The organism is Streptomyces sp. NPDC051684, assembly GCF_044453445.1.
In the GTDB taxonomy this organism is placed as follows: domain Bacteria; phylum Actinomycetota; class Actinomycetes; order Streptomycetales; family Streptomycetaceae; genus Streptomyces.
Genome location: NZ_JBITCS010000001.1, coordinates 490154 through 511172 on the forward strand (window position 1 = coordinate 490154; position 21019 = coordinate 511172).

The 21019-nt window shown below is 70.5% G+C and carries 21 protein-coding genes; 4 read left to right on the plus strand and 17 right to left on the minus strand.

Annotated features, from left to right (window positions below; all coding sequences use genetic code 11):
* Nucleotides 1-26 precede the first annotated feature (26 nt).
* Genes ACIA8D_RS02345 through ACIA8D_RS02375 form a run of 7 tightly spaced genes read right to left on the minus strand, consistent with a single transcriptional unit; the run spans nt 27 to nt 7777 of the window.
* Entirely contained in the window at nt 27-2528 is a 2502-nt protein-coding gene (locus ACIA8D_RS02345; protein ID WP_399228012.1) for an NADH-quinone oxidoreductase subunit G, read from the minus strand.
* Nucleotides 2525-3892: an NADH-quinone oxidoreductase subunit NuoF gene (gene nuoF, locus ACIA8D_RS02350; RefSeq protein ID WP_399228013.1), complete on the minus strand. Its 1368-nt coding sequence runs from the start codon at nt 3890-3892 to the stop codon at nt 2525-2527. Before nuoF ends, ACIA8D_RS02345 begins: the two co-directional genes overlap by 4 nt.
* Complete coding sequence (gene nuoE / locus ACIA8D_RS02355) at nt 3892-4752, minus strand: NADH-quinone oxidoreductase subunit NuoE (RefSeq protein ID WP_399228014.1); 861 nt, start codon at nt 4750-4752, stop codon at nt 3892-3894. The genes nuoF and nuoE overlap by 1 nt, the downstream gene beginning before the upstream one ends.
* Nucleotides 4749-6071: an NADH-quinone oxidoreductase subunit D gene (locus ACIA8D_RS02360; protein ID WP_399228015.1), complete on the minus strand. Its 1323-nt coding sequence runs from the start codon at nt 6069-6071 to the stop codon at nt 4749-4751. The genes nuoE and ACIA8D_RS02360 overlap by 4 nt, the downstream gene beginning before the upstream one ends.
* Nucleotides 6068-6832: an NADH-quinone oxidoreductase subunit C gene (locus tag ACIA8D_RS02365; protein WP_399228016.1), complete on the minus strand. Its 765-nt coding sequence runs from the start codon at nt 6830-6832 to the stop codon at nt 6068-6070. Before ACIA8D_RS02365 ends, ACIA8D_RS02360 begins: the two co-directional genes overlap by 4 nt.
* Complete coding sequence (locus ACIA8D_RS02370; protein WP_399228017.1) at nt 6829-7383, minus strand: NuoB/complex I 20 kDa subunit family protein; 555 nt, start codon at nt 7381-7383, stop codon at nt 6829-6831. Before ACIA8D_RS02370 ends, ACIA8D_RS02365 begins: the two co-directional genes overlap by 4 nt.
* Nucleotides 7384-7417: 34 nt before the next feature.
* A complete protein-coding gene (locus tag ACIA8D_RS02375; protein WP_007383963.1) occupies nt 7418-7777 on the minus strand; it encodes an NADH-quinone oxidoreductase subunit A in 360 nt (119 codons plus the stop codon).
* 708 nt (nt 7778-8485) lie between these two features.
* Between ACIA8D_RS02375 and ACIA8D_RS02380 the strand changes: the two genes are divergently transcribed.
* A complete protein-coding gene (locus ACIA8D_RS02380; protein ID WP_399228018.1) occupies nt 8486-9319 on the plus strand; it encodes a C40 family peptidase in 834 nt (277 codons plus the stop codon).
* 209 nt (nt 9320-9528) lie between these two features.
* On the opposite strand, the gene ACIA8D_RS02385 is transcribed toward ACIA8D_RS02380, so the two are convergent.
* Together ACIA8D_RS02385 and ACIA8D_RS02390 are read right to left on the minus strand one after the other, a co-directional pair.
* On the minus strand, nt 9529-9855 hold the full coding sequence (locus tag ACIA8D_RS02385) for a putative quinol monooxygenase (protein WP_399228019.1): 327 nt from the start codon (nt 9853-9855) through the stop codon (nt 9529-9531).
* A 37-nt stretch (nt 9856-9892) separates the two neighbouring features.
* Nucleotides 9893-11185: a geranylgeranyl reductase family protein gene (locus tag ACIA8D_RS02390; protein WP_385755734.1), complete on the minus strand. Its 1293-nt coding sequence runs from the start codon at nt 11183-11185 to the stop codon at nt 9893-9895.
* Between the two features lie 96 nt (nt 11186-11281).
* Between ACIA8D_RS02390 and ACIA8D_RS02395 the strand changes: the two genes are divergently transcribed.
* A complete protein-coding gene (locus ACIA8D_RS02395) occupies nt 11282-11785 on the plus strand; it encodes a GNAT family N-acetyltransferase (RefSeq protein ID WP_399228020.1) in 504 nt (167 codons plus the stop codon).
* Between the two features lie 162 nt (nt 11786-11947).
* On the plus strand, nt 11948-12253 hold the full coding sequence (locus tag ACIA8D_RS02400) for a PASTA domain-containing protein (protein ID WP_399228062.1): 306 nt from the start codon (nt 11948-11950) through the stop codon (nt 12251-12253).
* A gap of 36 nt (nt 12254-12289) precedes the next feature.
* Here ACIA8D_RS02400 and ACIA8D_RS02405 read toward each other — a convergent pair whose 3' ends face one another.
* The 6 genes from ACIA8D_RS02405 to ACIA8D_RS02430 all read right to left on the minus strand — a co-directional run bounded on the left by ACIA8D_RS02405 (nt 12290) and on the right by ACIA8D_RS02430 (nt 18557).
* Nucleotides 12290-12985: a demethylmenaquinone methyltransferase gene (locus tag ACIA8D_RS02405; RefSeq protein WP_399228021.1), complete on the minus strand. Its 696-nt coding sequence runs from the start codon at nt 12983-12985 to the stop codon at nt 12290-12292.
* A 137-nt stretch (nt 12986-13122) separates the two neighbouring features.
* Nucleotides 13123-13719 carry an imidazolonepropionase-like domain-containing protein gene (locus ACIA8D_RS02410; protein ID WP_399228022.1) on the minus strand — a complete coding sequence of 199 codons (597 nt, stop codon included), beginning with the start codon at nt 13717-13719 and terminating at the stop codon, nt 13123-13125.
* A 7-nt stretch (nt 13720-13726) separates the two neighbouring features.
* Nucleotides 13727-14926, minus strand: coding sequence for a cyclic dehypoxanthinyl futalosine synthase (gene mqnC, locus ACIA8D_RS02415; protein WP_399228023.1), 1200 nt, complete (start codon nt 14924-14926; stop codon nt 13727-13729).
* Nucleotides 14927-15028: 102 nt separating this feature from the next.
* Nucleotides 15029-15757 (minus strand): prepilin peptidase, encoded by a 729-nt coding sequence (locus ACIA8D_RS02420; RefSeq protein WP_399228024.1) that lies wholly within the window; start codon nt 15755-15757, stop codon nt 15029-15031.
* Nucleotides 15758-15789: 32 nt separating this feature from the next.
* The gene (locus tag ACIA8D_RS02425) at nt 15790-17430 is read right to left on the minus strand and encodes a protein kinase (RefSeq protein ID WP_399228025.1); all 1641 of its coding nucleotides are present in this window, start codon (nt 17428-17430) and stop codon (nt 15790-15792) included.
* A 254-nt stretch (nt 17431-17684) separates the two neighbouring features.
* Entirely contained in the window at nt 17685-18557 is an 873-nt protein-coding gene (locus ACIA8D_RS02430) for a menaquinone biosynthetic enzyme MqnA/MqnD family protein (protein WP_399228027.1), read from the minus strand.
* 291 nt (nt 18558-18848) lie between these two features.
* Here ACIA8D_RS02430 and ACIA8D_RS02435 point away from each other — a divergent pair, with 291 nt between their 5' ends.
* Nucleotides 18849-19052 (plus strand): cold-shock protein, encoded by a 204-nt coding sequence (locus ACIA8D_RS02435; protein ID WP_003998944.1) that lies wholly within the window; start codon nt 18849-18851, stop codon nt 19050-19052.
* A 108-nt stretch (nt 19053-19160) separates the two neighbouring features.
* Here ACIA8D_RS02435 and ACIA8D_RS02440 read toward each other — a convergent pair whose 3' ends face one another.
* Nucleotides 19161-19976: an ABC transporter ATP-binding protein gene (locus ACIA8D_RS02440; RefSeq protein ID WP_399228028.1), complete on the minus strand. Its 816-nt coding sequence runs from the start codon at nt 19974-19976 to the stop codon at nt 19161-19163.
* The gene (locus ACIA8D_RS02445) at nt 19973-21007 is read right to left on the minus strand and encodes an ABC transporter ATP-binding protein (RefSeq protein ID WP_399228063.1); all 1035 of its coding nucleotides are present in this window, start codon (nt 21005-21007) and stop codon (nt 19973-19975) included. Before ACIA8D_RS02445 ends, ACIA8D_RS02440 begins: the two co-directional genes overlap by 4 nt.
* Between the last annotated feature and the right edge of the window lie 12 nt (nt 21008-21019).

A 21019-nucleotide genomic window follows, 5' to 3' on the forward strand; every position in this document is an offset into this window, starting at 1 on the left:
CGCCGCCTGGCTCATTGCCAGGGAGTTCATGACTGCACCTCCGGGGCTCCGGCGGCGACGGCCGGGCCGATCTTCACCAGGTCGCCGGGCGCGGCCCCCGTGTCCGAAGCGACGCCGCCGCCCTCGGAGTTGAGCGGCAGCCACACGACACGGTCGGGCATCTCGGTGACCTGGAGCGGGAACGCGACGCTGCCCAGGGCTCCGGAGACCGTCAGTACGTCGCCGTCCTTCACGCCCGCCTCCGCGGCGGTCGCGGCGGACACGCGCGCGTGGGCGGCGTGCCGGGTACCGGCGAGCGCGTCGTCGCCCTCCTGGAGGCGGCCCAGGTCGAGCAGCAGCCGGTGTCCGGCGAGGACGGCCTCTCCGGAGGAGGGGCGCGGCAGCTGACCCGTCGTTTCCAGGGGCTCCGTCGCGTGCGGCCCGTCCCAGTTGCCCAGCCGGTCCAACTCGCCGCGCAGCGAGCGCAGATCCGGCAGACCCAGGTGGACGTCCATCGCGTCCGCCACCATCTGCAGTGCGCGCGCGTCCGTGGGCGCGACGCGACGCGTCATCTGGTCGGGCTTCAGCGCGGCCTCGAACATCCGGGCGCGCCCCTCCCAGTTGAGGAACGTGCCCGCCTTCTCGGCGACCGCGGCCACCGGGAGGACGACGTCGGCGTGGTCGGTGACCTCGCTGGGCCGCTGCTCCAGGGAGATCAGGAAACCCACCTCGTGAAGGGCTTCACGCGCGCGTGCCGGGGACGGCAGGTCGGCGACCTCGACGCCGGCCACCACCAGGGCGCCCAGTTCGCCGGTGGCCGCGGCCTCCACGATCTGCCCGGTGTCACGGCCGAACCGGTGCGGCAGTTCGGCCACGCCCCAGGCGGCGGCGACCTCGTCCCGCGCGCGCGGGTCGGTCGCGGGCCTGCCGCCCGGCAGCAGCGACGGCAGCGCGCCCGCCTCGACGGCGCCGCGCTCACCGGCCCGGCGTGGGACCCACACCAGCTGGGCCCCGGTCGCGGACGCGGCCCGTACGGCAGCGGTGAGACCGCCCGTCACGGCCGCGACCCGCTCGCCGACGACGATCACGGCGCCTTCGCCGCGCAGCGCCTGCGCGGCGTCCGCTCCCCCGCCTTCGAGACCGACCCCGGCGGCGAGCGCGTCCAGCCACTCCGGCTCGGTGCCGGGAGCGGCGGGCAGCAGCGTGCCACCCGCCTTCTCCAGGCCGCGCGTCTCGTGCGTGGCCAGCGAATAGACCTTCTGACCGTGATTCCGCCATGCCTTGCGGAGCTTGAGGAAGACGCCGGGCGTCTCCTCCTCCGACTCGAACCCGACCAGGAGAACGGCCGGGGCCTTCTCCAGCTTCGTGTACGTGACGCCGCTGCCGTCCAGATCGCGACCCCGACCGGCGACGCGCGCCGCCAGGAAGTCGGCCTCCTCGCTGCTGTGCACGCGCGCACGGAAGTCGATGTCGTTCGTGTCGAGGGCGACACGTGCGAACTTGCTGTACGCGTAGGCGTCCTCGACGGTGAGCCGACCACCGGTGAGCACCCCGGTCCTGCCCCGGGCGGCGGCGAGCCCGCGCGCGGCGGCCTCCAGCGCCTCCGGCCAGGAAGCGGGCCGCAGTTCACCGCTCTCCGCGTCCCGTACGAGGGGGTGGGTGAGCCGGTCGGGCTTCTGCGCGTAGCGGAAGCCGAAGCGGCCCTTGTCGCAGATCCACTCCTCGTTGACCTCGGGGTCGTTGGCCGCGAGGCGGCGCATGACCTTGCCGCGCCGGTGGTCGGTGCGGGTCGCACAGCCGCCGGAGCAGTGCTCGCACACGCTCGGCGACGACACGAGGTCGAAGGGCCGGGAGCGGAACCGGTACGCCGCCGAGGTCAGCGCGCCGACCGGACAGATCTGGATCGTGTTCCCGGAGAAGTACGACTCGAAGGGGTCGCCCTCGCCCGTGCCGACCTGCTGGAGCGCGCCGCGCTCGATCAGCTCGATCATCGGGTCGCCCGCGATCTGGTTGGAGAACCGGGTGCAGCGCGCGCACAGCACGCACCGCTCGCGGTCGAGCAGCACCTGCTTCGAGATCGGGACCGGCTTCTCATAGGTGCGCTTCTTGCCCTCGAAGCGCGAGTCGGACTGGCCGTGCGACATCGCCTGGTTCTGCAGCGGGCACTCGCCGCCCTTGTCGCAGACCGGGCAGTCCAGGGGGTGGTTGATGAGCAGCAGCTCCATGACCCCCTTCTGCGCCTTCTCGGCGACCGGGGAGGAAAGCTGGCTCTTGACCACCATGCCGTCGGTGCAGGTGATGGTGCAGGACGCCATCGGCTTGCGCTGACCCTCCACCTCCACGATGCACTGCCGGCAGGCGCCGGCCGGGTCGAGCAGCGGGTGGTCGCAGAAGCGCGGGATCTCGATGCCGAGCAGCTCGGCGGCCCGGATGACCAGGGTCCCCTTGGGGACGCTGATCTCGATGCCGTCGATCGTCAACGACACGAGGTCCTCGGGCGGAACCGCCGCCTCGCCGCCCCCGGAGGGAGCGCCAGCGGTCACAGTCATGCGTTCACCTCCGTGCGGTGCTTGTCGCCCCGGTCCGCCCAGAGCGTGGACTTGGCCGGGTCGAAGGGGCAGGCCTTGCCCGTGATGTGCTGCTCGTACTCCTCGCGGAAGTACTTGAGCGAGGAGAAGATCGGCGAGGCGGCGCCGTCGCCGAGGGCGCAGAACGACTTGCCGTTGATGTTGTCGGCGATGTCGTTGAGCTTGTCGAGGTCGGACATCGTGCCCTTGCCGGCCTCGATGTCCCGCAGCAACTGCACGAGCCAGTACGTTCCTTCACGGCACGGCGTGCACTTGCCGCAGGACTCGTGGGCGTAGAACTCGGTCCACCTCGTGACCGCGCGCACGACGCAGGTCGTCTCGTCGAAGCACTGCAGCGCCTTGGTGCCGAGCATCGAACCGGCGGCGCCGACGCCCTCGTAGTCGAGGGGCACGTCGAGGTGCTCCTCGGTGAACATCGGGGTCGAACTGCCGCCCGGGGTCCAGAACTTGAGGCGGTGGCCCGGGCGCATGCCGCCGCTCATGTCGAGCAGCTGGCGCAGCGTGATGCCGAGCGGGGCCTCGTACTGGCCGGGGCTCGCGACGTGGCCGCTGAGCGAGTAGAGCGTGAAGCCGGGCGACTTCTCGCTCCCCATCGATTTGAACCAGTCCTTGCCCCGATTGATGATGGCGGGAACCGACGCGATGGACTCGACGTTGTTCACCACAGTGGGGCAGGCGTAGAGGCCCGCGACGGCAGGGAAGGGGGGACGGAGTCGCGGCTGACCACGGCGGCCTTCGAGCGAGTCCAGGAGCGCGGTCTCCTCACCACAGATGTACGCGCCCGCGCCGGCGTGCACGGTGAGTTCGAGATTGAGACCGCTGCCCAGGATGTTCTGCCCGAGATACCCCGCGGCGTAGGCCTCGCGCACGGCCTCGTGCAAGCGCCGCAGTACGGGGACCACTTCACCGCGCAAGTAGATGAACGCGTGCTCGGAACGGATCGCGTAACAGGCGATCACGATGCCCTCGATGAGGCTGTGCGGGTTCGCGAAGAGGAGCGGGATGTCCTTGCAGGTCCCCGGCTCCGATTCGTCGGCGTTGACAACTAGATAGTGCGGCTTGCCGTCTCCCTGCGGGATGAACTGCCACTTCATCCCCGTCGGGAATCCGGCGCCACCACGCCCGCGGAGCCCCGCGTCCTTCACATACGCGATCAGGTCGTCCGGTGCCATGGCGAGGGCCTTGCGCAGCCCCTCGTATCCCTCGTGCCGGCGGTACACATCCAAAGACCAGGACTTGTCCTGGTCCCAGAAGGCCGACAGGACCGGAGAGAGCAGCTTCTCCGGGCTGGTGTCGTTGTTCTCGATCTCGGCTGCCAAGGTCATCACTCCCCCTCCTCGGCGGTCGGACCCGCTGGGTGCTGCGGGTCGGAGGCCGACGTGTCCTGCGGCGCGTCGTGCGAGCTCAAGTGCTCGGTGGGCGACGGGTCGTGGGGCGCCTCGCCCTCGATGCCCTCGCCGCGCGGGTGGACCACGCGCGCGGGCTCCGTCTCCCCCTTGGCCAGCCGGAGCCCGATCAGCGAGGCGGGCCCCGCGCTGCCGCCGGCCTCGACGGCCCCCGCGCGCTCGTCGGGGAAACCGGCCAGGATGCGCGCGGTCTCCTTGAAGGTGCACAAGGGAGCGCCGCGCGTGGGTGACACCTCGGCCCCCGCCCGCAGGTCGTCGACGAGCTGCTTGGCGGTCTCGGGTGTCTGGTTGTCGAAGAACTCCCAGTTGACCATCACCACGGGAGCGAAATCACAAGCGGCATTGCACTCGATGTGCTCCAGCGTGATCTTGCCGTCGTCCGTGGTGCCGTTGTTGCCGACCTCGAGGTGCTCCTGGAGCGACTCGAAGATGGCGTCACCGCCCATGACGGCGCACAACGTGTTGGTGCAGACGCCCACCTGGTAGTCGCCGCTCGGCTTCCTGCGGTACATCGTGTAGAAGGTCGCGACGGCCGTGACCTCGGCGGTGGTCAGGCCGAGCATGTCCGCGCAGAACTGCATGCCGGTGCGCGTGACATGCCCTTCCTCCGACTGCACGAGGTGCAGCAGCGGAAGCAGCGCCGAACGGGAGCCGGGGTAGCGGGAGATGATCTCCTTCGCGTCGGCCTCCAGGCGGGTTCGGACGTCGTCCGGGTACGCGGGCGCGGGCAGCTGTGGCATGCCCAGACTCACGCCCTGCTCCGAAGAACTGGTGGTCACCGGTCGACGCCTCCCATCACGGGGTCGATGGACGCGACGGCGACGATGACGTCGGCGACCTGGCCGCCCTCGCACATCGCCGCCATGGCCTGAAGGTTGGTGAAGGACGGGTCGCGGAAGTGGACCCGGAACGGGCGGGTGCCGCCGTCGGACACGGCGTGCACACCCAGCTCGCCCTTGGGCGACTCCACGGCCGCGTAGGTCTGTCCCGGTGGGACGCGGAAGCCCTCGGTCACCAGCTTGAAGTGGTGGATGAGGGCCTCCATGGAGGTGCCCATGATGTTCTTGATGTGGTCGAGCGAGTTGCCGAGACCGTCCGGGCCGAGGGCCAGCTGGGCGGGCCAGGCGATCTTCTTGTCGCCGACCATGACCGGGCCCGGCTCCAGGCGGTCCAGGCACTGCTCGACGATGCGCAGCGACTGGCGCATCTCCTCCAGGCGGATCAGGAAGCGCCCGTAGGAGTCGCAGGTGTCGGCGGTCGGGATCTCGAAGTCGTAGTTCTCGTAGCCGCAGTACGGCTGGGCCTTGCGCAGGTCGTGCGGCAGGCCGGCGGAGCGCAGGATCGGTCCTGTGGCGCCGAGGGCCATGCAGCCCGCGAGGTCGAGGTAGCCGACGTCCTGCATACGGGCCTTGAAGATGGGGTTCCCGGTGGCGAGCTTGTCGTACTCGGGAAGGTTCTTCTTCATCTTCTTCACGAACTCGCGCAGCGCGTCGACCGCGCCGGGCGGCAGGTCCTGGGCGAGCCCGCCGGGCCGGATGTACGCGTGGTTCATCCGCAGGCCGGTGATCAACTCGTAGACGTCGAGAACGAGTTCACGATCGCGGAATCCGTAGATCATGATCGTGGTCGCGCCGAGCTCCATGCCACCGGTGGCGATGGCCACCAGGTGCGAGGACATCCGGTTCAGCTCCATGAGGAGCACGCGGATGATGTTGGCGCGGTCCGGGATCTCGCCCTCGATGCCCAGGAGCTTCTCGACGGCGAGGCAGTACGCCGTCTCGTTGTAGAAGGGCGTCAGGTAGTCCATGCGCGTCACGAACGTGGTGCCCTGGGTCCACGTGCGGTACTCGAGGTTCTTCTCGATGCCGGTGTGGAGGTAGCCGATGCCGCAGCGGGCCTCGGTGACCGTCTCGCCGTCGATCTCCAGGATCAGGCGCAACACCCCGTGCGTGGACGGGTGCTGGGGTCCCATGTTGACGATGATGCGCTCGTCGTCGGACTTGACCGCCGACTCGGCGACCTCGTCCCAGTCGCCTCCGGTGACCGTGTAGACGGTGCCTTCGGTGGTCGCGCGGGGAGTTGCGTGGGGTGTGGTCACGAGTACGACCTCCGCTGGTCCGGAGCCGGGATCTGGGCGCCCTTGTACTCGACGGGGATGCCGCCGAGGGGATAGTCCTTGCGCTGCGGGAAGCCCTGCCAGTCGTCCGGCATCATGATCCGCGTCAGCGCGGGGTGGCCGTCGAAGACGAGCCCGAAGAAGTCGTACGCCTCGCGCTCGTGCCAGTCGTTCGTCGGATACACCGGGACCAGGGACGGGACGTGCGGGTCCGCGTCGGGCGCCGAGACCTCGAGGCGGATCAGCCGATTGTGGGTGATCGAGCGCAGGTGGTAGACGGCGTGCAGCTCGCGGCCCTTGTCACCGGGGTAGTGCACCGCAGAGACCCCCGTGCACAGTTCGAAGCGCAGGGCCGGGTCGTCGCGCAGCGTGCGGGCGACGCGGACCAGGTGCTCGCGCTCGATGTGGAAGGTGAGCTCGTCGCGGTCGACGACCGTCTTGTCGATGGCGTTCTCGGGGACGAGGCCCTGTTCCTCCAGGGCGCCCTCCAGCTCGTCCGCCACCTCGTCGAACCAGCCGCCGTAGGGGCGGGAGGATTCGCCGGGCAGCCGGACCGAGCGGACGAGGCCGCCGTAGCCGGAGGTGTCGCCGCCGTTGTTGGCGCCGAACATGCCGCGCTGGACGCGGATCTCCTCGCCGTGGTCGCCGCGCTGCCCCGGGAGGTTGGAGACACTGAGGTCCTTCTCGGGGTTGACCCCGTTGGAGCCCTTTTCGGGTCCCTTGCCGTTCTGAGCGTCGCTCACCGCAGCAGCCCCTTCATCTCGATCGTCGGGAGCGCCTTGCGCGCCGCTTCCTCCGCCTCGCGGGCCGCCTCCTCGGCGTTCACGCCGAGCTTTCCGTTCTGCACCTTCTGATGGAGCTTGAGAATCGCGTCCATCAGCATCTCGGGCCGGGGCGGGCAGCCGGGCAGGTAGATGTCGACCGGGATGACGTGGTCGACGCCCTGCACGATCGCGTAGTTGTTGAACATCCCGCCGGAGGAGGCGCAGACACCCATGGAGATGACCCACTTGGGGTTCGGCATCTGGTCGTAGACCTGGCGCAGGACGGGGGCCATCTTCTGGCTCACCCGTCCGGCGACGATCATCAGGTCCGCCTGGCGGGGCGAACCGCGGAACACCTCCATGCCGAACCGCGCCAGGTCGTAGCGGCCGGCGCCCGTCGTCATCATCTCGATGGCGCAGCAGGCGAGGCCGAACGTGGCGGGGAACATGGACGACTTGCGCACCCAGCCCGCGGCCTGTTCGACGGTGGTCAGCAGGAATCCGCTCGGCAGCTTTTCTTCGAGTCCCATTGGTCTGTGGCTCCTGGTCTCCCCTATACGGGGCTCAGTCCCATTCCAGGCCGCCGCGCCGCCATACGTACGCGTACGCGACGAAGACGGTGAGCACGAAGAGCAGCATCTCTACGAGCCCGAACACCCCGAGGGCGTCGAAGGTGACGGCCCAGGGGTAGAGAAAGACGATCTCGATGTCGAAGACGATGAAGAGCATCGCCGTCAGGTAGTACTTGATGGGGAAGCGCCCGCCACCGGCCGGCGTGGGGGTCGGCTCGATCCCGCACTCGTAGGCCTCTAGCTTGGCCCGGTTGTACCGCTTTGGACCGATAAGCGTGGCCATGACCACGGAGAAGATCGCAAAGCCTGCCCCGAGGGCTCCCAGTACGAGGATGGGCGCATAAGCGTTCACCGCTCCTCGCTCCTCTCAGTCGGCACTGACTGCTGGCGGTTGCATGAACCCGCACCCCGCCCCACGTCCTGCAAACGGTCGAAGATCGCCTACATGTGAAGCGGGTCACAAGCCCAACTTGCCCCGCATCCTATGCCTGCAACTCTGTGATCTGCGACACGGGGTGCGCCAACTACTTTGTGATCTCCACCACCTGACGAAGGATCATGAAGTCGGATGAGCGGTGATCTTCACACGCGAAGCACCTGAGTGATCACCAGTGGTGACAACTTGGCGAGTAACCCCTGGTCGGAGCGGTGCGCTCACTATCAAGAGGTGGCGCATGCAAGCAAATTGGTGCTGGACGGGGTTGGCTGATAGTGGACGCCGTTCACACGTTGGGGGGATGGGTGTGAATGGAAGTGGACGCGAGATGTGTTCATCGCGTGTGCACCGCACCCCCTAGGGGTCCACTTGTGACCTGCGTCACGCGGTCGTCACACCGTCAGAAACCGGGCTTGGCCAACGGCCTCAACGGGTGGTAAGCGTGGGGCAATTCGGGCGTATTACTGAAAACCCGTGCTCAGGGCAGTGCGGGCGCTTGTCCAATATGCCCGTTACGGCGTCAATAAAGCCTGTCGGGCCCCGGTTTCGGCTCTCCGCTCCACAACTGTGGCGCACCACACGTTTCTTGAAGGGATCGGGGAGGCCCTGATACCGGTTGGTCTCATGTCCCACACCGCTCACATACCCAGCCACCGGAAGCCCCGCAACAGCGCCTCGAAGAAGGCCCTGCGCGCCGGAGTTACCGGTGGCGTCCTCAGCACCCTGGCGATCGCTGGTGCGGCGGGTACGGCCAGCGCGGCCGAGCCCGTGACGCAGACCATCGAGATGCCCACGCTCACCAACGACCTCTCTTCCCAGGTCGCGCAGTCCGCGGACGCCACCCAGCAGGCCGCGGCCAACTACCAGGTCCAGGCCGAGCGCGACGCCGCCTTCGACAAGGCAGCGGACCAGGCGAAGAAGGACCAGGTCGCCGCCGAGAAGAAGGCCGAGGCCCAGAAGAAGGCCGAAGCCAAGGCGAAGGCGGAGGCCGAGGCGAAGCGCCAGGCCGAGGCGAAGGCCGCCGCCTCCCGCTCCAGCGAGCGCACCACGCTCCAGGCGACCTCCGCGTCCTCGTCCTCCGACGACGTCGCGGCGCCGGCCAGTGGCTCCGCCGCCGCCGTCGTGTCCTTCGTGAAGTCGCACATCGGCGACGCCTACGTCTCCGGCGGCACGGGCCCCAGCTCGTGGGACTGCTCGGGCCTCGTGCAGGCCGCGTACAAGCAGGCCGGTGTCGACCTGCCGCGCGTCTCGCAGGACCAGTCGACGCAGGGCACCCAGGTCGGCCTCGACAACCTGCAGGCCGGCGACATCCTCTACTGGGGCGGCTCCGGCAGCGCCTACCACGTCGCGATCTACGTGGGCGGTGGCAACTTCGTCGGCGCGCAGAACTCCTCGACCGGCGTCGTCGAGAAGCCGCTCTCCTACGACCAGCCGACCGGCGCGGTGCGCGTTCTCTGAGCCTCCTGCGAGGTTCTGGTGAACTTCCGGGTCCCCAGGGACCCCTGCGGTCCCCACAGGCCGCACACAGCCGCCTGAGGCCCCTCGCGGGCCGCACAGTGGCACGGTCGAAGGCCGCCGCTCCCCCTACGGGGTGCGGCGGCCTTCGGTGTTTGTGCGGATAAACCGGGACAGCGCTGCCCGGGGCAGCGCTGCCTCTCAGCGGCGGCTCAGGCCTGCGGGGAGAGCTCGCCCATCGCGCCCCAACCCTCGTTCGGGATGTCGGCGTTGATGATCTCCGGGGTGGCGGCGATCAGCGGCGCCATGGCGTCGAGGCCCGCCTTGAAGTGGGCGGAGCCGACGTGCGCGGCACCGGCGTCGCCGTCCCGGAAGCCCTCCAGGAGCACGAACTGGTTCGGGTCCTCGACGCTGCGGGACCAGTCGAAGAAGAGGTTGCCCTCCTCGGCGCGGGTGGCCGCGGTGAACGCGGCGGTCTTCTCCAGCCACGAGTCGGCGTGCTCGGGGCGGACGGTGAACTTCACGGCGATGAAAATCATGGGTCCACCCTCCCCCGAGCCGCCCGACCCGGCAAAGTCAGGCCTTCGGCGCGACCTTGCTCAGCCCGTTGATGACCCGGTCCATCGCGTCACCGCCGGTCGGGTCCGTCAGGTTCGCGAGCATCTTCAGCGTGAACTTCATCAGCATCGGGTGGGTGAGCCCCCGCTGCGTCGCGATCTTCATGATCTTCGGGTTGCCGATGAGCTTCACGAAGGCGCGGCCCATCGTGTAGTAGCCGCCATAGGTGTCCTTGAGGACCTTCGGGTAGCGCTGCAGGGCCAGTTCGCGCTGGGCGTCGGTCGCGCGCGCGTGGGCCTGCACGATGACGTCGGCGGCGATCTGGCCGGACTCCATGGCGTACGCGATGCCCTCGCCGTTGAACGGGTTGACCAGGCCGCCCGCGTCGCCGACCAGGAGCAGGCCCTTGGTGTAGTGCGGCTGGCGGTTGAAGGCCATGGGGAGGGCGGCGCCGCGGATCGGCATCGTCATGTTGTCCGGGGTGTAGCCCCAGTCCTCGGGCATCGAGGCGCACCAGGCCTTGAGGACCTCGCGCCAGTCCAACTCGCGGAACGCCTTCGAGGAGTTGAGGATGCCCAGGCCCACGTTGGACGTGCCGTCGCCCATGCCGAAGATCCAGCCGTAGCCGGGAAGGAGGCGGTCCTCGGCACCGCGCCGGTCCCACAGCTCCAGCCAGGACTCCAGGTAGTCGTCGTCGTGGCGGGGCGACGTGAAGTACGTACGGACGGCGACGCCCATCGGGCGGTCCTCGCGGCGGTGCAGGCCCATCGCGAGGGAGAGCCGCGTGGAGTTGCCGTCGGCCGCGACCACCAGCGGGGCGTGGAAGGTGACCGGGGTCTTCTCCTCGCCCAGCTTGGCGTGCACGCCGGTGATGCGGCCGGTGCGCTCGTCGGTGATCGGGGCGCCGACATTGCACCGCTCGTAGAGCCGCGCGCCCGCCTTCTGGGCCTGCCGCGCGAGCTGCTCGTCGAAGTCGTCGCGCTTGCGAACGAGTCCGTAGTCCGGGTACGAGGCGAGGTCGGGCCAGTCGAGCTGGAGGCGGACGCCGCCGCCGATGATGCGCAGGCCCTTGTTGCGCAGCCAGCCGGCCTCCTCGGAGATGTCGATCCCCATGGAGACGAGCTGCTTCGTGGCGCGCGGGGTGAGGCCGTCGCCGCACACCTTCTCGCGCGGGAAGGCCGTCTTCTCCAGGAGCAGGACGTCGAGGCCGGCCTTGGCGAGGTAGTAGGCGGTCGTCGAACCGGCGGGTCCGGCCCCGACGACGATCACGTCCGCGCTGTGCTCGGAGAGGGGCTTGGGCTGCTCGGTCACGGCGGGTTCTCCCCAGGCTCGAAAACGGTGTGCCGTCCGGCACGGACATGGGCAGTCTATTCAGCGGTACTGATCGCTCAGCCGAAGGGCCAGCCCATGAGTCGAGTTCTGCCCGCCGTGGATCTGCGCGTCCCCACCCATGAGGACGCGCTCGCCTGGCACGGGGTGTTCGACGACCCCGATGTCATGGAGTTCCACGGAGGCGCGTCGGCGGAGCTCTCCGTGTACGAGGAGCTGACCGCGCGGCAGCGCAGGCACGAGGCGGAGCACGGGTTCTGCCTGTGGACGATGACCGACGGGGCGGGCGACGTCATCGGGTTCACGGGGGCACAGCCCTGGCCGGGCACCTGGGGGCCGACCGGCGAGATCGAGATCGGCTGGCGGCTCGGACGCGCGTACTGGGGGCAGGGGTACGCGACGACGGCCGCGCACCTGACGCTCGAACGGGTCCGGGCGGCGGGCATACCGAGCGTCGTCGCGATGGTCGACGCCCGCAACGAGCGCTCGATCGCGGTGACCCGGCGCCTCGGCATGGAGCTGGCCGAGACGTTCGTGACGCCGACCGGGAGACAGGGGCACTGCTTCCGCCTGGAGCTCTGACCCCGCGCGCGGGAGCGCTGACCGGACCTTCCGGACACCACGCCCCAGGAGCTACCCTTCCGGTACCTCCTGGGGGTGACATCTGTGGTGAAGACACCCAAGACGCCCAAGACACCGGATGCCGATCCGCCGGACGTGCCCGTACCGAAGCTCGTCGGCCTGATGGCGGTCGACGCGCGGCAGGCGGCCCGTGAGCACGGCGTGCTGATCGCGGCGGCGGACCGGGACGACTTCGAGCGGGTGGCCGTGGAGTACGTGGTGCGCCAGTACCCGCTGCCCGGCGTCGAGGTGCCGCGGGACGCGGTCGTCACGGTCTGGTTCGACCTCGGTGAGGGCGAGGGCGGTGGCGGCGGGGCCGGCGTGCGCGTGCCGCGGGCGCCGGGGCCCCGGGGCGGCGGTATGCGCAGGGAGCTCGACGAACCGGGTGAGCCGCCCACGCGCGCGGGGTCGTTCAGCCCGTGTCCGTGACGCGGTCCGTGGCGGGACCGCGGCGCGGTTGAACCGTCACGCCTTCTTGTAGCCGCGGTGCAGCGTGACGATGCCGCCGGTGAGGTTCCGCCAGGCCACCCGCTGCCAGCCGACGTCCTGCAGCAGCGCGGCCAGTTCGGGCTGCGTGGGCCAGGCGCGGATCGACTCGGCGAGATAGACGTACGCGTCCGGGTTCGAGGACACCGCGCGGGCGACCGGCGGCAGGGCGCGCATCAGGTACTCGGTGTAGACGGTGCGGAAAGGGGCCCACGTCGGGTGGCTGAACTCGCAGATGACGACGCGGCCGCCCGGCTTGGTGACGCGGTGCAGCTCGCTCAGCGCGGCCTCGGTCTCCTGGATGTTGCGCAGCCCGAAGGAGATCGTCACGGCGTCGAACGTGTCGTCCTTGAACGGCAGCTTCGTGCCGTCGCCCGCGGTGAACGGCATCCACGGGTGACGCTGCTTTCCCACGCGCAGCATGCCGAGGGAGAAGTCGCAGGGGACGACGTAGGCGCCGGCCTGTGCGAAGGGCTGCGAGGAGGTGGCGGTGCCCGCGGCGAGGTCGAGGACCTTCTGCGCGGGGCGGGCGTCGACGGCCTTGGCGACCTCCTTGCGCCACAGGCGGGTCTGTCCCAGGGACAGCACGTCGTTGGTGAGGTCGTACTTCTCCGCCACGTCGTCGAACATCGAGGCGACTTCGTGGGGCTGCTTGTCCAGGGATGCACGGGTCACCGCGCCATTGTGTCAGGCGGGGTGGGGGCGGTGGCGGTGGCCCGTGCCGGGGCGGAGCCCCGGTCTTTTGGAGCCCCGCCGGCGATTGAGGCGCGGGGTCCGGGGCGGAGCCCCGCGACCGGAACGCCGGTGCCGGGTCAACGGCCCCGGTACACCAAACGTCCACCGACCACCGTCGCCACACACGTGCCCGCCCCCTGGGCCACCAGTTCCGACCGGTCCGCCACGGCGAACACCGCGAAACGCGCCGCCCCGCCCACGGCCAGGGGCGGCAGCAGGACCATGGGCCGCGGGGACAGTGACACCGGACCGGGCAGCCGCTCGGGGCGCGCGCCGAACGCGAGCCCGGAGCGGCGGGCCACCTCGAGGACCGGCTTGGAGCGGAGCTCACCCGCGAGCGCCACCGTCCCGTGCGCGAACAGCCGCTGCACACCCCGCCGCGCACTCGCACCGAGCCGCGACGGATCCGCGCGGAAGATCTCCCGCGCCCGCTCCCCACCGATCGGCACCGTCCCGTACGTGTCCGCCTCACGCGGATCCGGGTGGTACGTGTGCTCGAGGATCTCGGGACCGTACGGGTTGAGGAGGCCAGGGGTGAGGATGCCGGGCCAGCGCCGCACCCGTGCCGAAGGGTGGGCGTCGGCCAACTCCTCGTACGGGCCGAGCGCCTTGATGGTCTCGCCCTCGACGAGGACGGCCGCACCGTCGGCCTCGGTGACGTGAAGTGTCGTCAAGACGGGCTCAGTTGGTGGAGACGAGCTTCAGCTCGGGGTGAGCCGTCCCGCCGTCGATCGCGGTCGACGAGATGTGCGAGGTGACACGGTCGTCGACCGGGTCGTTCGCCGGGTCGTCGTGCACGACGAGGTGCTCGTACGTCGTGGCGCGCTGCGCGGGGACGCGGCCCGCCTTCCGGATGAGCTCGATGATCTCCATCCGGTTCGAGCGGTGCTTGGCACCGGCCGAGGAGACCACGTTCTCCTCCAGCATGATCGAGCCGAGGTCGTCGGCGCCGTAATGGAGGGACAGCTGGCCGACTTCCTTGCCCGTCGTCAGCCACGAGCCCTGGATGTGCTGGACGTTGTCCAGGAAGATCCGGGCGATCGCGATCATCCGCAGGTACTCGAAGAGCGTCGCCTGCGTGCGGCCCTTCAGGTGGTTGTTCTCCGGCTGGTACGTGTACGGGATGAAGGCGCGGAAGCCGCCCGTCTTGTCCTGCGTGTCGCGGATCATGCGCAGGTGCTCGATGCGCTCGGCGTTGGTCTCGCCGGTGCCCATGAGCATCGTGGACGTCGACTCGACGCCGAGCCGGTGCGCCGTCTCCATGATCTCCAGCCAGCGCTCGCCGGACTCCTTGAGCGGGGCGATCGCCTTGCGGGGGCGCGCCGGGAGGAGTTCCGCGCCCGCGCCCGCGAAGGAGTCGAGCCCGGCGGCGTGGATCCGCTGGATCGCCTCTTCCACCGACACCTTGGAGATGCGGGCCATGTGCTCGACCTCCGAAGCGCCGAGGCTGTGGATGACGAGCTGCGGGTACTCCTTCTTAATGGCGCCGAAGTGCTCCTCGTAGTACTCGACGCCGTAGTCCGGGTGGTGCCCGCCCTGGAACATGATCTGGGTGCCGCCCAGCTCGATCGTCTCCGCGCAGCGGCGCAGGATGTCCTCGAGGTCGCGCGACCAGCCCTTCTTGGTGTCCTTGGGGGCCGCGTAGAAGGCGCAGAACTTGCACGCCGTGACGCACACGTTCGTGTAGTTGATGTTCCGCTCGATGATGTACGTCGCGATGTGCTCGATGCCCGCGTACTTGCGGCGGCGGATCGCGTCGGCGGCGGCGCCGAGCGCGTGCAGCGGGGCGTCGCGGTACAGGGCGACGGCCTCCTCGGGGGTGATCCGCCCACCGTCGGCGGCGCGGTCGAGGACGGACTGAAGCGCGGCCTTCTCGGTCACCGGGCGAGCCCCTTTCGGAGGATTCTGACGAGTCCGAGCTGGAATCTCGACGAGTCTGAGCTGAAATCTCAGCGTACGTCAGGGCTCCGGGCCCCCCACACGTCAGGCCCCCAGCGCGCCCAGCACCACCCCCGCGAGGGCGCCCAGGATCATGAAGGGGCCGAAGGGGATCTCGGTGCCCCGCCCGGCCCGCCGCGTCACCACCAGGACCAGGGCGTACAGGCCGTTGAACAGCACTCCGGCGAACGCCCCCAGGAACAGCACGCCCCACCCGTACCAGCCGAGCGCCGCGCCGAGCCCCACCGCCAGCTTCACGTCCCCGAAGCCCATGCCCTTCGGGTAGGCGAGCAGGAGCAGCAGATATCCGGCGCCGAGGCCGAGCGCACCCCACAGCGCGCCGCCCCACGACCCGCCCGCCTCCGGCAGCAGCGCCGCCCCGCCGAGCGCGAGCACGGCGAGCCCGGCGAGCGGCAGCGTGAGCACGTCCGGCAGCCGTTTCACCGCGAAGTCGACGGTGGCCAGGAGCACGCCGAGCGGCGCGAGCAGCAGCCAGGCGCCGAGTTCGGGCCGGGTGCCGGTGGCGGTGGCGAGCAGCGCGCAGACGAGCGCGGTGACGGCGGCGAGCCCGCCCGCCCGGGGCCCCGGGCGGGCGCCCAGCCAGCCGCGGGCCGGACGCCACGGCTCCCCCGGTTCGACGGACAGCCGGTACGCGGGCCGTGGCAGGAGCAGCCCGCAGGCCGCGCCCCACACCGCGGCGAACGCGACCAGCACGACCGGCGCACCTGCCTCGGCAGCGATCAGCGGGCCCTCTTGCACCACGTCCCCCTGCACCGGATCTCCCCCACGCTCTCCCCCACGCCGTCTCAACCGCCCTTGACCCGGTCGAGGTCCGCCGTGGGGTCACCGGCGGCCGGGTATTGCGAGGTGTACTTGAGGGACGCGCCGGCCCGGGTGAGGCGCACGGTGTGCGGGCCCTTCGCGCAGGTGCCCGGATTACCGGGAGCGGCCCTGCCCGCGGCGACCAGCACCTTGCCGTCCGCGGACTTCAGGGTCAGTACGTCGACGCACTGGATGCCCAGCGGGTCCGTCGACGTCACCTTGCCGACCTGCTGGTGGACCTTGGCCTGCTTCAGGTCGACGCGGAACGTGCCGAAGGAGATCCCCGCCTGCTTCGCCGGCCCGTCCCACGAGCCGAGGTAGAACTTCGGCACGCCCGGTGCCTTCGGCGCGGCGGACGCGGTGGGCCCGGCATCGCTCGCGCTGCCCTGGTCACCGCCGCCGCCCCCGCCCGGCAGCACGTTGAACAGGACCACTCCGCCGACGGTCACCGCCGCGAACGCGCCGGCCACGGCGAGTGCCACCGTGCAACTGACGCGGCGGCCCCGGCCGTTCGGCTTGTCGGGCGTCGAGCTCGCCGTCACGGACATCGACAGGCGCCCCGGCACGGCGTCCCGCTTCGGCGGCTCGGTGGGCGGCCCCTCCGTACGGGGCGTGGGCACGGACGCGTACGCCGGATCCGGCGGCCCGAAGACGCCCGCGGGCCGCGAACTCCCGGAGACGGCGGGGCTGCTGAACTCCATCGGCCCCGAGTGCGGGGCGTCGGCGGGCGCGCCCTCCAGGTCCAGGAGCCGCACCGCGCCGCGCGAGACCTCCTCCACCATCGGGCCCGGCAGCCACCCCGACCGCACGAGGCTCGCGGCGCCCTCCGGGGCGAGGCGCCGGGCGATCTCCTCCGGAGTGGGGCGCGCGGCCGGGTCCTTCGCGAGGCAGGCCGCGGCGACCTCCCGCAGCTCCCCGGTCAGCGAGCCGAGTTCGGGCTCCTCGTGGACGACCTTGTAGAGCAGCGCGGCCGACGAGTCACCGGGAAAGGGGGAGGACCCCACGGCCGCGTACACGAGGACCGCGCCGAGCGAGAAGACGTCGGCGGCGCCCGTGACGCCCCGGCCGAGGATCTGCTCGGGCGACATGTAGCCGGGCGAGCCGATGGAGACGCCGGTGGAGGTGAGCGAGGCCGTCCCGTCGGTGGCGCGGGCGATGCCGAAGTCGATGAGCCGCGGCCCGTCGAGGGTGAGCAGGACGTTCGATGGCTTTACGTCGCGGTGCACGAGCCCCAGGCCGTGCACTGCGGCGAGCGCCTCGGCGAGGCCGGCGCCCAGGACCCGTACGGAGTGCTCGGGCAGGCCCGCGCCCTCGGCCGCGGCCTGGGTGAGCGAGGGGCCCGCGACGTATCCCGTCGCCACCCACGGCACCTCGGCGTCCGGGTCGGCGTCGAGCACCGGCGCCGTCCAGGCCCCGCCCACCCGGCGGGCCGCCTGCACCTCACGCTTGAAACGCGCCCGGAATTCGTCGTCGAGCGCGAAGTGCGGGTGCACGATCTTCACGGCGACGGTGCGCCCTCCGGCACTGCGGCCCAGATACACCCGGCCCATGCCGCCCGAACCGATCCTGCCGAGCAACCGGTAGGGCCCCACCGTCGTGGGTTCGCCGGTCTGAAGCGGCTGCATGATGCGGACCTCCCCCGTGTGCACGCCCCGGCAGCGTAGCCCCGCGCATCACCCGCGCACATGCCTCTCGAACGCACCGGAACACAACCGGAACGCGCCGGAACGCCTCGGGAACACAAGGCGCATCACCATGAATTCATACCGAATTCACCCCACCGGTGCGGAATTCCCGTGCAAGGCCCCTTCCGGGGTTCCGGAAATCCCGCGCCGGAGAACGCCGCGGCACACCGGGCCACGAGCGCGTACGGGGGAATTCACGACATCAGCAGCTCGACCCGTACATCCGCGGGAAATCCCGTCGTGGGGCCGACCCGCCGCGCGAACTCCGTGACGCCTTCCAGCTGCGCGGGCCCGAAGCGGAAGTCGAGCGTCGTGAAGTACTCCTCGAGGACCTTCTCGTCGAAGACCTCCCAGCGCGCCGCCTGCTCGGAGACCTTGGCGACCTCTTCGAGGGACAGATCGCGCGAGGCCAGGAACGCCTCGTGCACCTTCTGCGTGATCTCGGGCTCGCGCTCCACGTACTCCTTGCGCGCCGCCCACACCGCGAAGACGAACGGCAGCCCCGTCCACTCCTTCCACAACGCGCCCAGGTCGTGCACCTCCAGGCCGAGCCGCGGCGCGTCGTGCAGATTGGCCCGCAGCGCCGCATCCCCGATGAGCACGGCCGCCTCGGCGTCCTGCATCATCAGGCCCAGGTCGGGCGGGCACGTGTAGTAGTCGGGCTGGACGCCGAAGCGCTCGGCGAGCAGCAGCTGCGCGAGCCGCACCGACGTCCGGGAGGTGGACCCGAGGGCGACACGCCGGCCGTCCAACTGGTCGAGGGGGACCTGCGAGACGATCACGCAGGACATCACGGGGCCGTCGCAGCCCACGGCGAGGTTCGGGAACGCGACGAGGTCGTCGGCCGCCTTGAGGAACTCGACGAGGGTGATGGGCCCGATGTCGAGGTCACCGTTCACCAGCTGCTCGCTCAGCTTCTCCGGCGTGTCCTTCGTCAGCTCGAAGTCCAGGAGCGAGCCCGTCCTGGCAAGTCCCCAGTACAGGGGCATGCAGTTCAGGAACTGGATGTGGCCCACTCGCGGACGGGTGCGCCGCGCGGCCTTCAGGGTCTCGGGAGAATTGTCCACATCGCGAGACTAAACCCCATGCGGTACGGTGCAGGATCCGGGTCTGGCATGCCCTCGGGTCAACCCAGATGGGGACCCCGTCAAACCTGTGGGTGAAGTGATCTTGCCCTCTATTGCTTTCGGCTGCCTGCGTGCTAGGCTCGCCGCAAGTTGCAGTTTGGTTTCCCTTGCAGTACAGAGCCTGCGGAGCATGTGACCGCGGGCTCTCGTCGTTTTCAGACTTTTGCAGTTGTTCGCAAGCGCATTTGCAGGTTCTGGAGCAGGGCAACCCTTTGGCCCATGGGAGGGCTTATGGCTACCGGAACCGTGAAGTGGTTCAACGCTGAAAAGGGCTTTGGCTTCATCGCCCAGGAAGGCGGCGGCCCGGACGTTTTCGTCCACTACTCCGCGATCAACGCAAGCGGCTTCCGCTCCCTCGAGGAGAACCAGGCCGTGTCCTTCGACGTCACGCAGGGCCCGAAGGGCCCGCAGGCGGAGAACGTCACCCCCGTCTGATCCCTTCGTGATCACACGGCGGTTGCCGTGATCTGATCCGGAACCTAGTGCAGTACCCAAGGAGCCCCGCGCCTCACGGCAGCGGGGCTCCTGCCTTTTTGCCCTTCGCTACGTGAGCGCGGCGCGGGCGGCGACGGCGTCCGCCGGGTCCCAGCCCATGCCCGGCACCGAGGCGAGCAGCAGCCGTGTGTACGGGTCGGTGGGCTCGCTCAGAACGCGGCGCGTGGGCCCCTGCTCGACCACCCTGCCCCGCCGCATCACCAGGACCTCGTCCGTGACGTGCTGGACGACCGCCAGGTCGTGGCTGACGAAGACCAGGGCCACCGCGGTGTCCCGGCGGATCTCGTCGAGGAGCCGCAGGATCTGCGCCTGGATGGAGACGTCGAGCGCGGCGACCGCCTCGTCGAGGACCAGGATGCGGGGGTCGACGGCGAGGGCGCGGGCGATGGCCAGGCGCTGGCGCTGGCCGCCGGAGAGGTGGCGGGGGCGGGCCGTGGCCTCGCGGGTGCCGAGGCCCACGCGGTCCAGGAGGGCGGGGGCCGTCGATTCGTCGCGGCCGTGCAGGCGCAGGCCCGAGCGCAGGCACTGTTCGGCGGTCAGTCGGGGGTCCAGGGAGACGTACGGGTCCTGGAACACCATCTGGATCTGGCGGGCCCTGGCGAGGCGGGGGGCCTTGCCGCGCGGGGGGCTCGCGGGTCTCGGGGTGCCGTCGGCCTTGATCGTGCCGTGGTCGGGGCGGACGAGGCCCACGAGCATGCGGGCGACGGTGGTCTTGCCCGAGCCGGATTCCCCGACGATGCCCAGGGAGCCGCCGGGGGCGAGGGTGAAGCTGATCGCTTCGGCCGCGGTGTGGCTGCCGCCGGCGGGGAGCTTGTACGTCTTACGGAGGTCCGTGACCTCCAGGAGTGGTGGCTGCGTGGTCACTTGGGGTTGACCCCCTCTTTCTCGTTGCGCGGCACCGGGGGCTGCGCCCACCCTTCCCCAAGCTCTCGGCTTCGCTCGAGCAGGAGAGACCCCATTCGCCCTGCGGGACGCCTGCCCACAGCAGTGCACATCGCCACCCCGCCTTCGTCGTCCACCTCGTATGCCTCCGGTGTCCACGTCCGGCACTCGTCCTGCGCTTCGCCGCACCGCTCCACGAACGGGCAGCCCTCGAACGTGTCCGAGAGGGACGGCGGTTTGCCCGGGATCGGGTCCAAGGGGTGGGACTCGCCCAAGGTGGGGGAGCAGGCGAGGAGACCGCGGGTGTAGGGGTGGGCCGGCGCGGTGAACAGGGCGGTCGCCGTGCGGTGTTCGACCACGCGGCCCGCGTACATGACGTGGACGCGGTCGCAGTAGGCCGCCGCCAGGTGCAGGTCGTGGGTGATGAACAGGAGGCCGGCGCCGCGGGACTCCCGGGCCTCGCGGAGTTGCGTGAGGATCTCCGCCTGGGTCGTCACGTCGAGCGCGCTCGTCGCCTCGTCGGCGAGGAGGAGGCGGGGACGGGCCGCCAGGGCGCCCGCGATGACGACGCGTTGGAGCATGCCGCCGGAGAGTTCGTGCGGGCGCTGGCGCAGGTGCCGGGCGGGGTCGGGCAGGCCGACCGCGGCGAGCAGGCCGCGCGCCTCGTCCTTCGTCGCGCCGCGTTCCGCGAGGAAGTCGCCGATCCGGCGGACCGGATTGAGGGCGGCGCGCGGGTCCTGGTGGATCATCGCGACCGTGTCGGAGCGGTGGCGTCGCAGTTCCTCGCCGCGCAGCGACAGCACGTCCCGCCCGTCGACCCGCACCGTGCCGGAGGCCGCCGCGCCGTCCGGCAGCAGGCCGAGCGCGGCCTTCGCCGTCGTCGACTTGCCCGAGCCGGACTCCCCCACCAGGCCGACGACCTCGCCCTCGGCGACGTTCAGGGAGACCGAGTCGAGCAGGGGGCGGGCGGCGCCGGGGACCGTGACCGTGAGGTCCTCGATCGAGAGCAGCATCGTCGGTTTCGT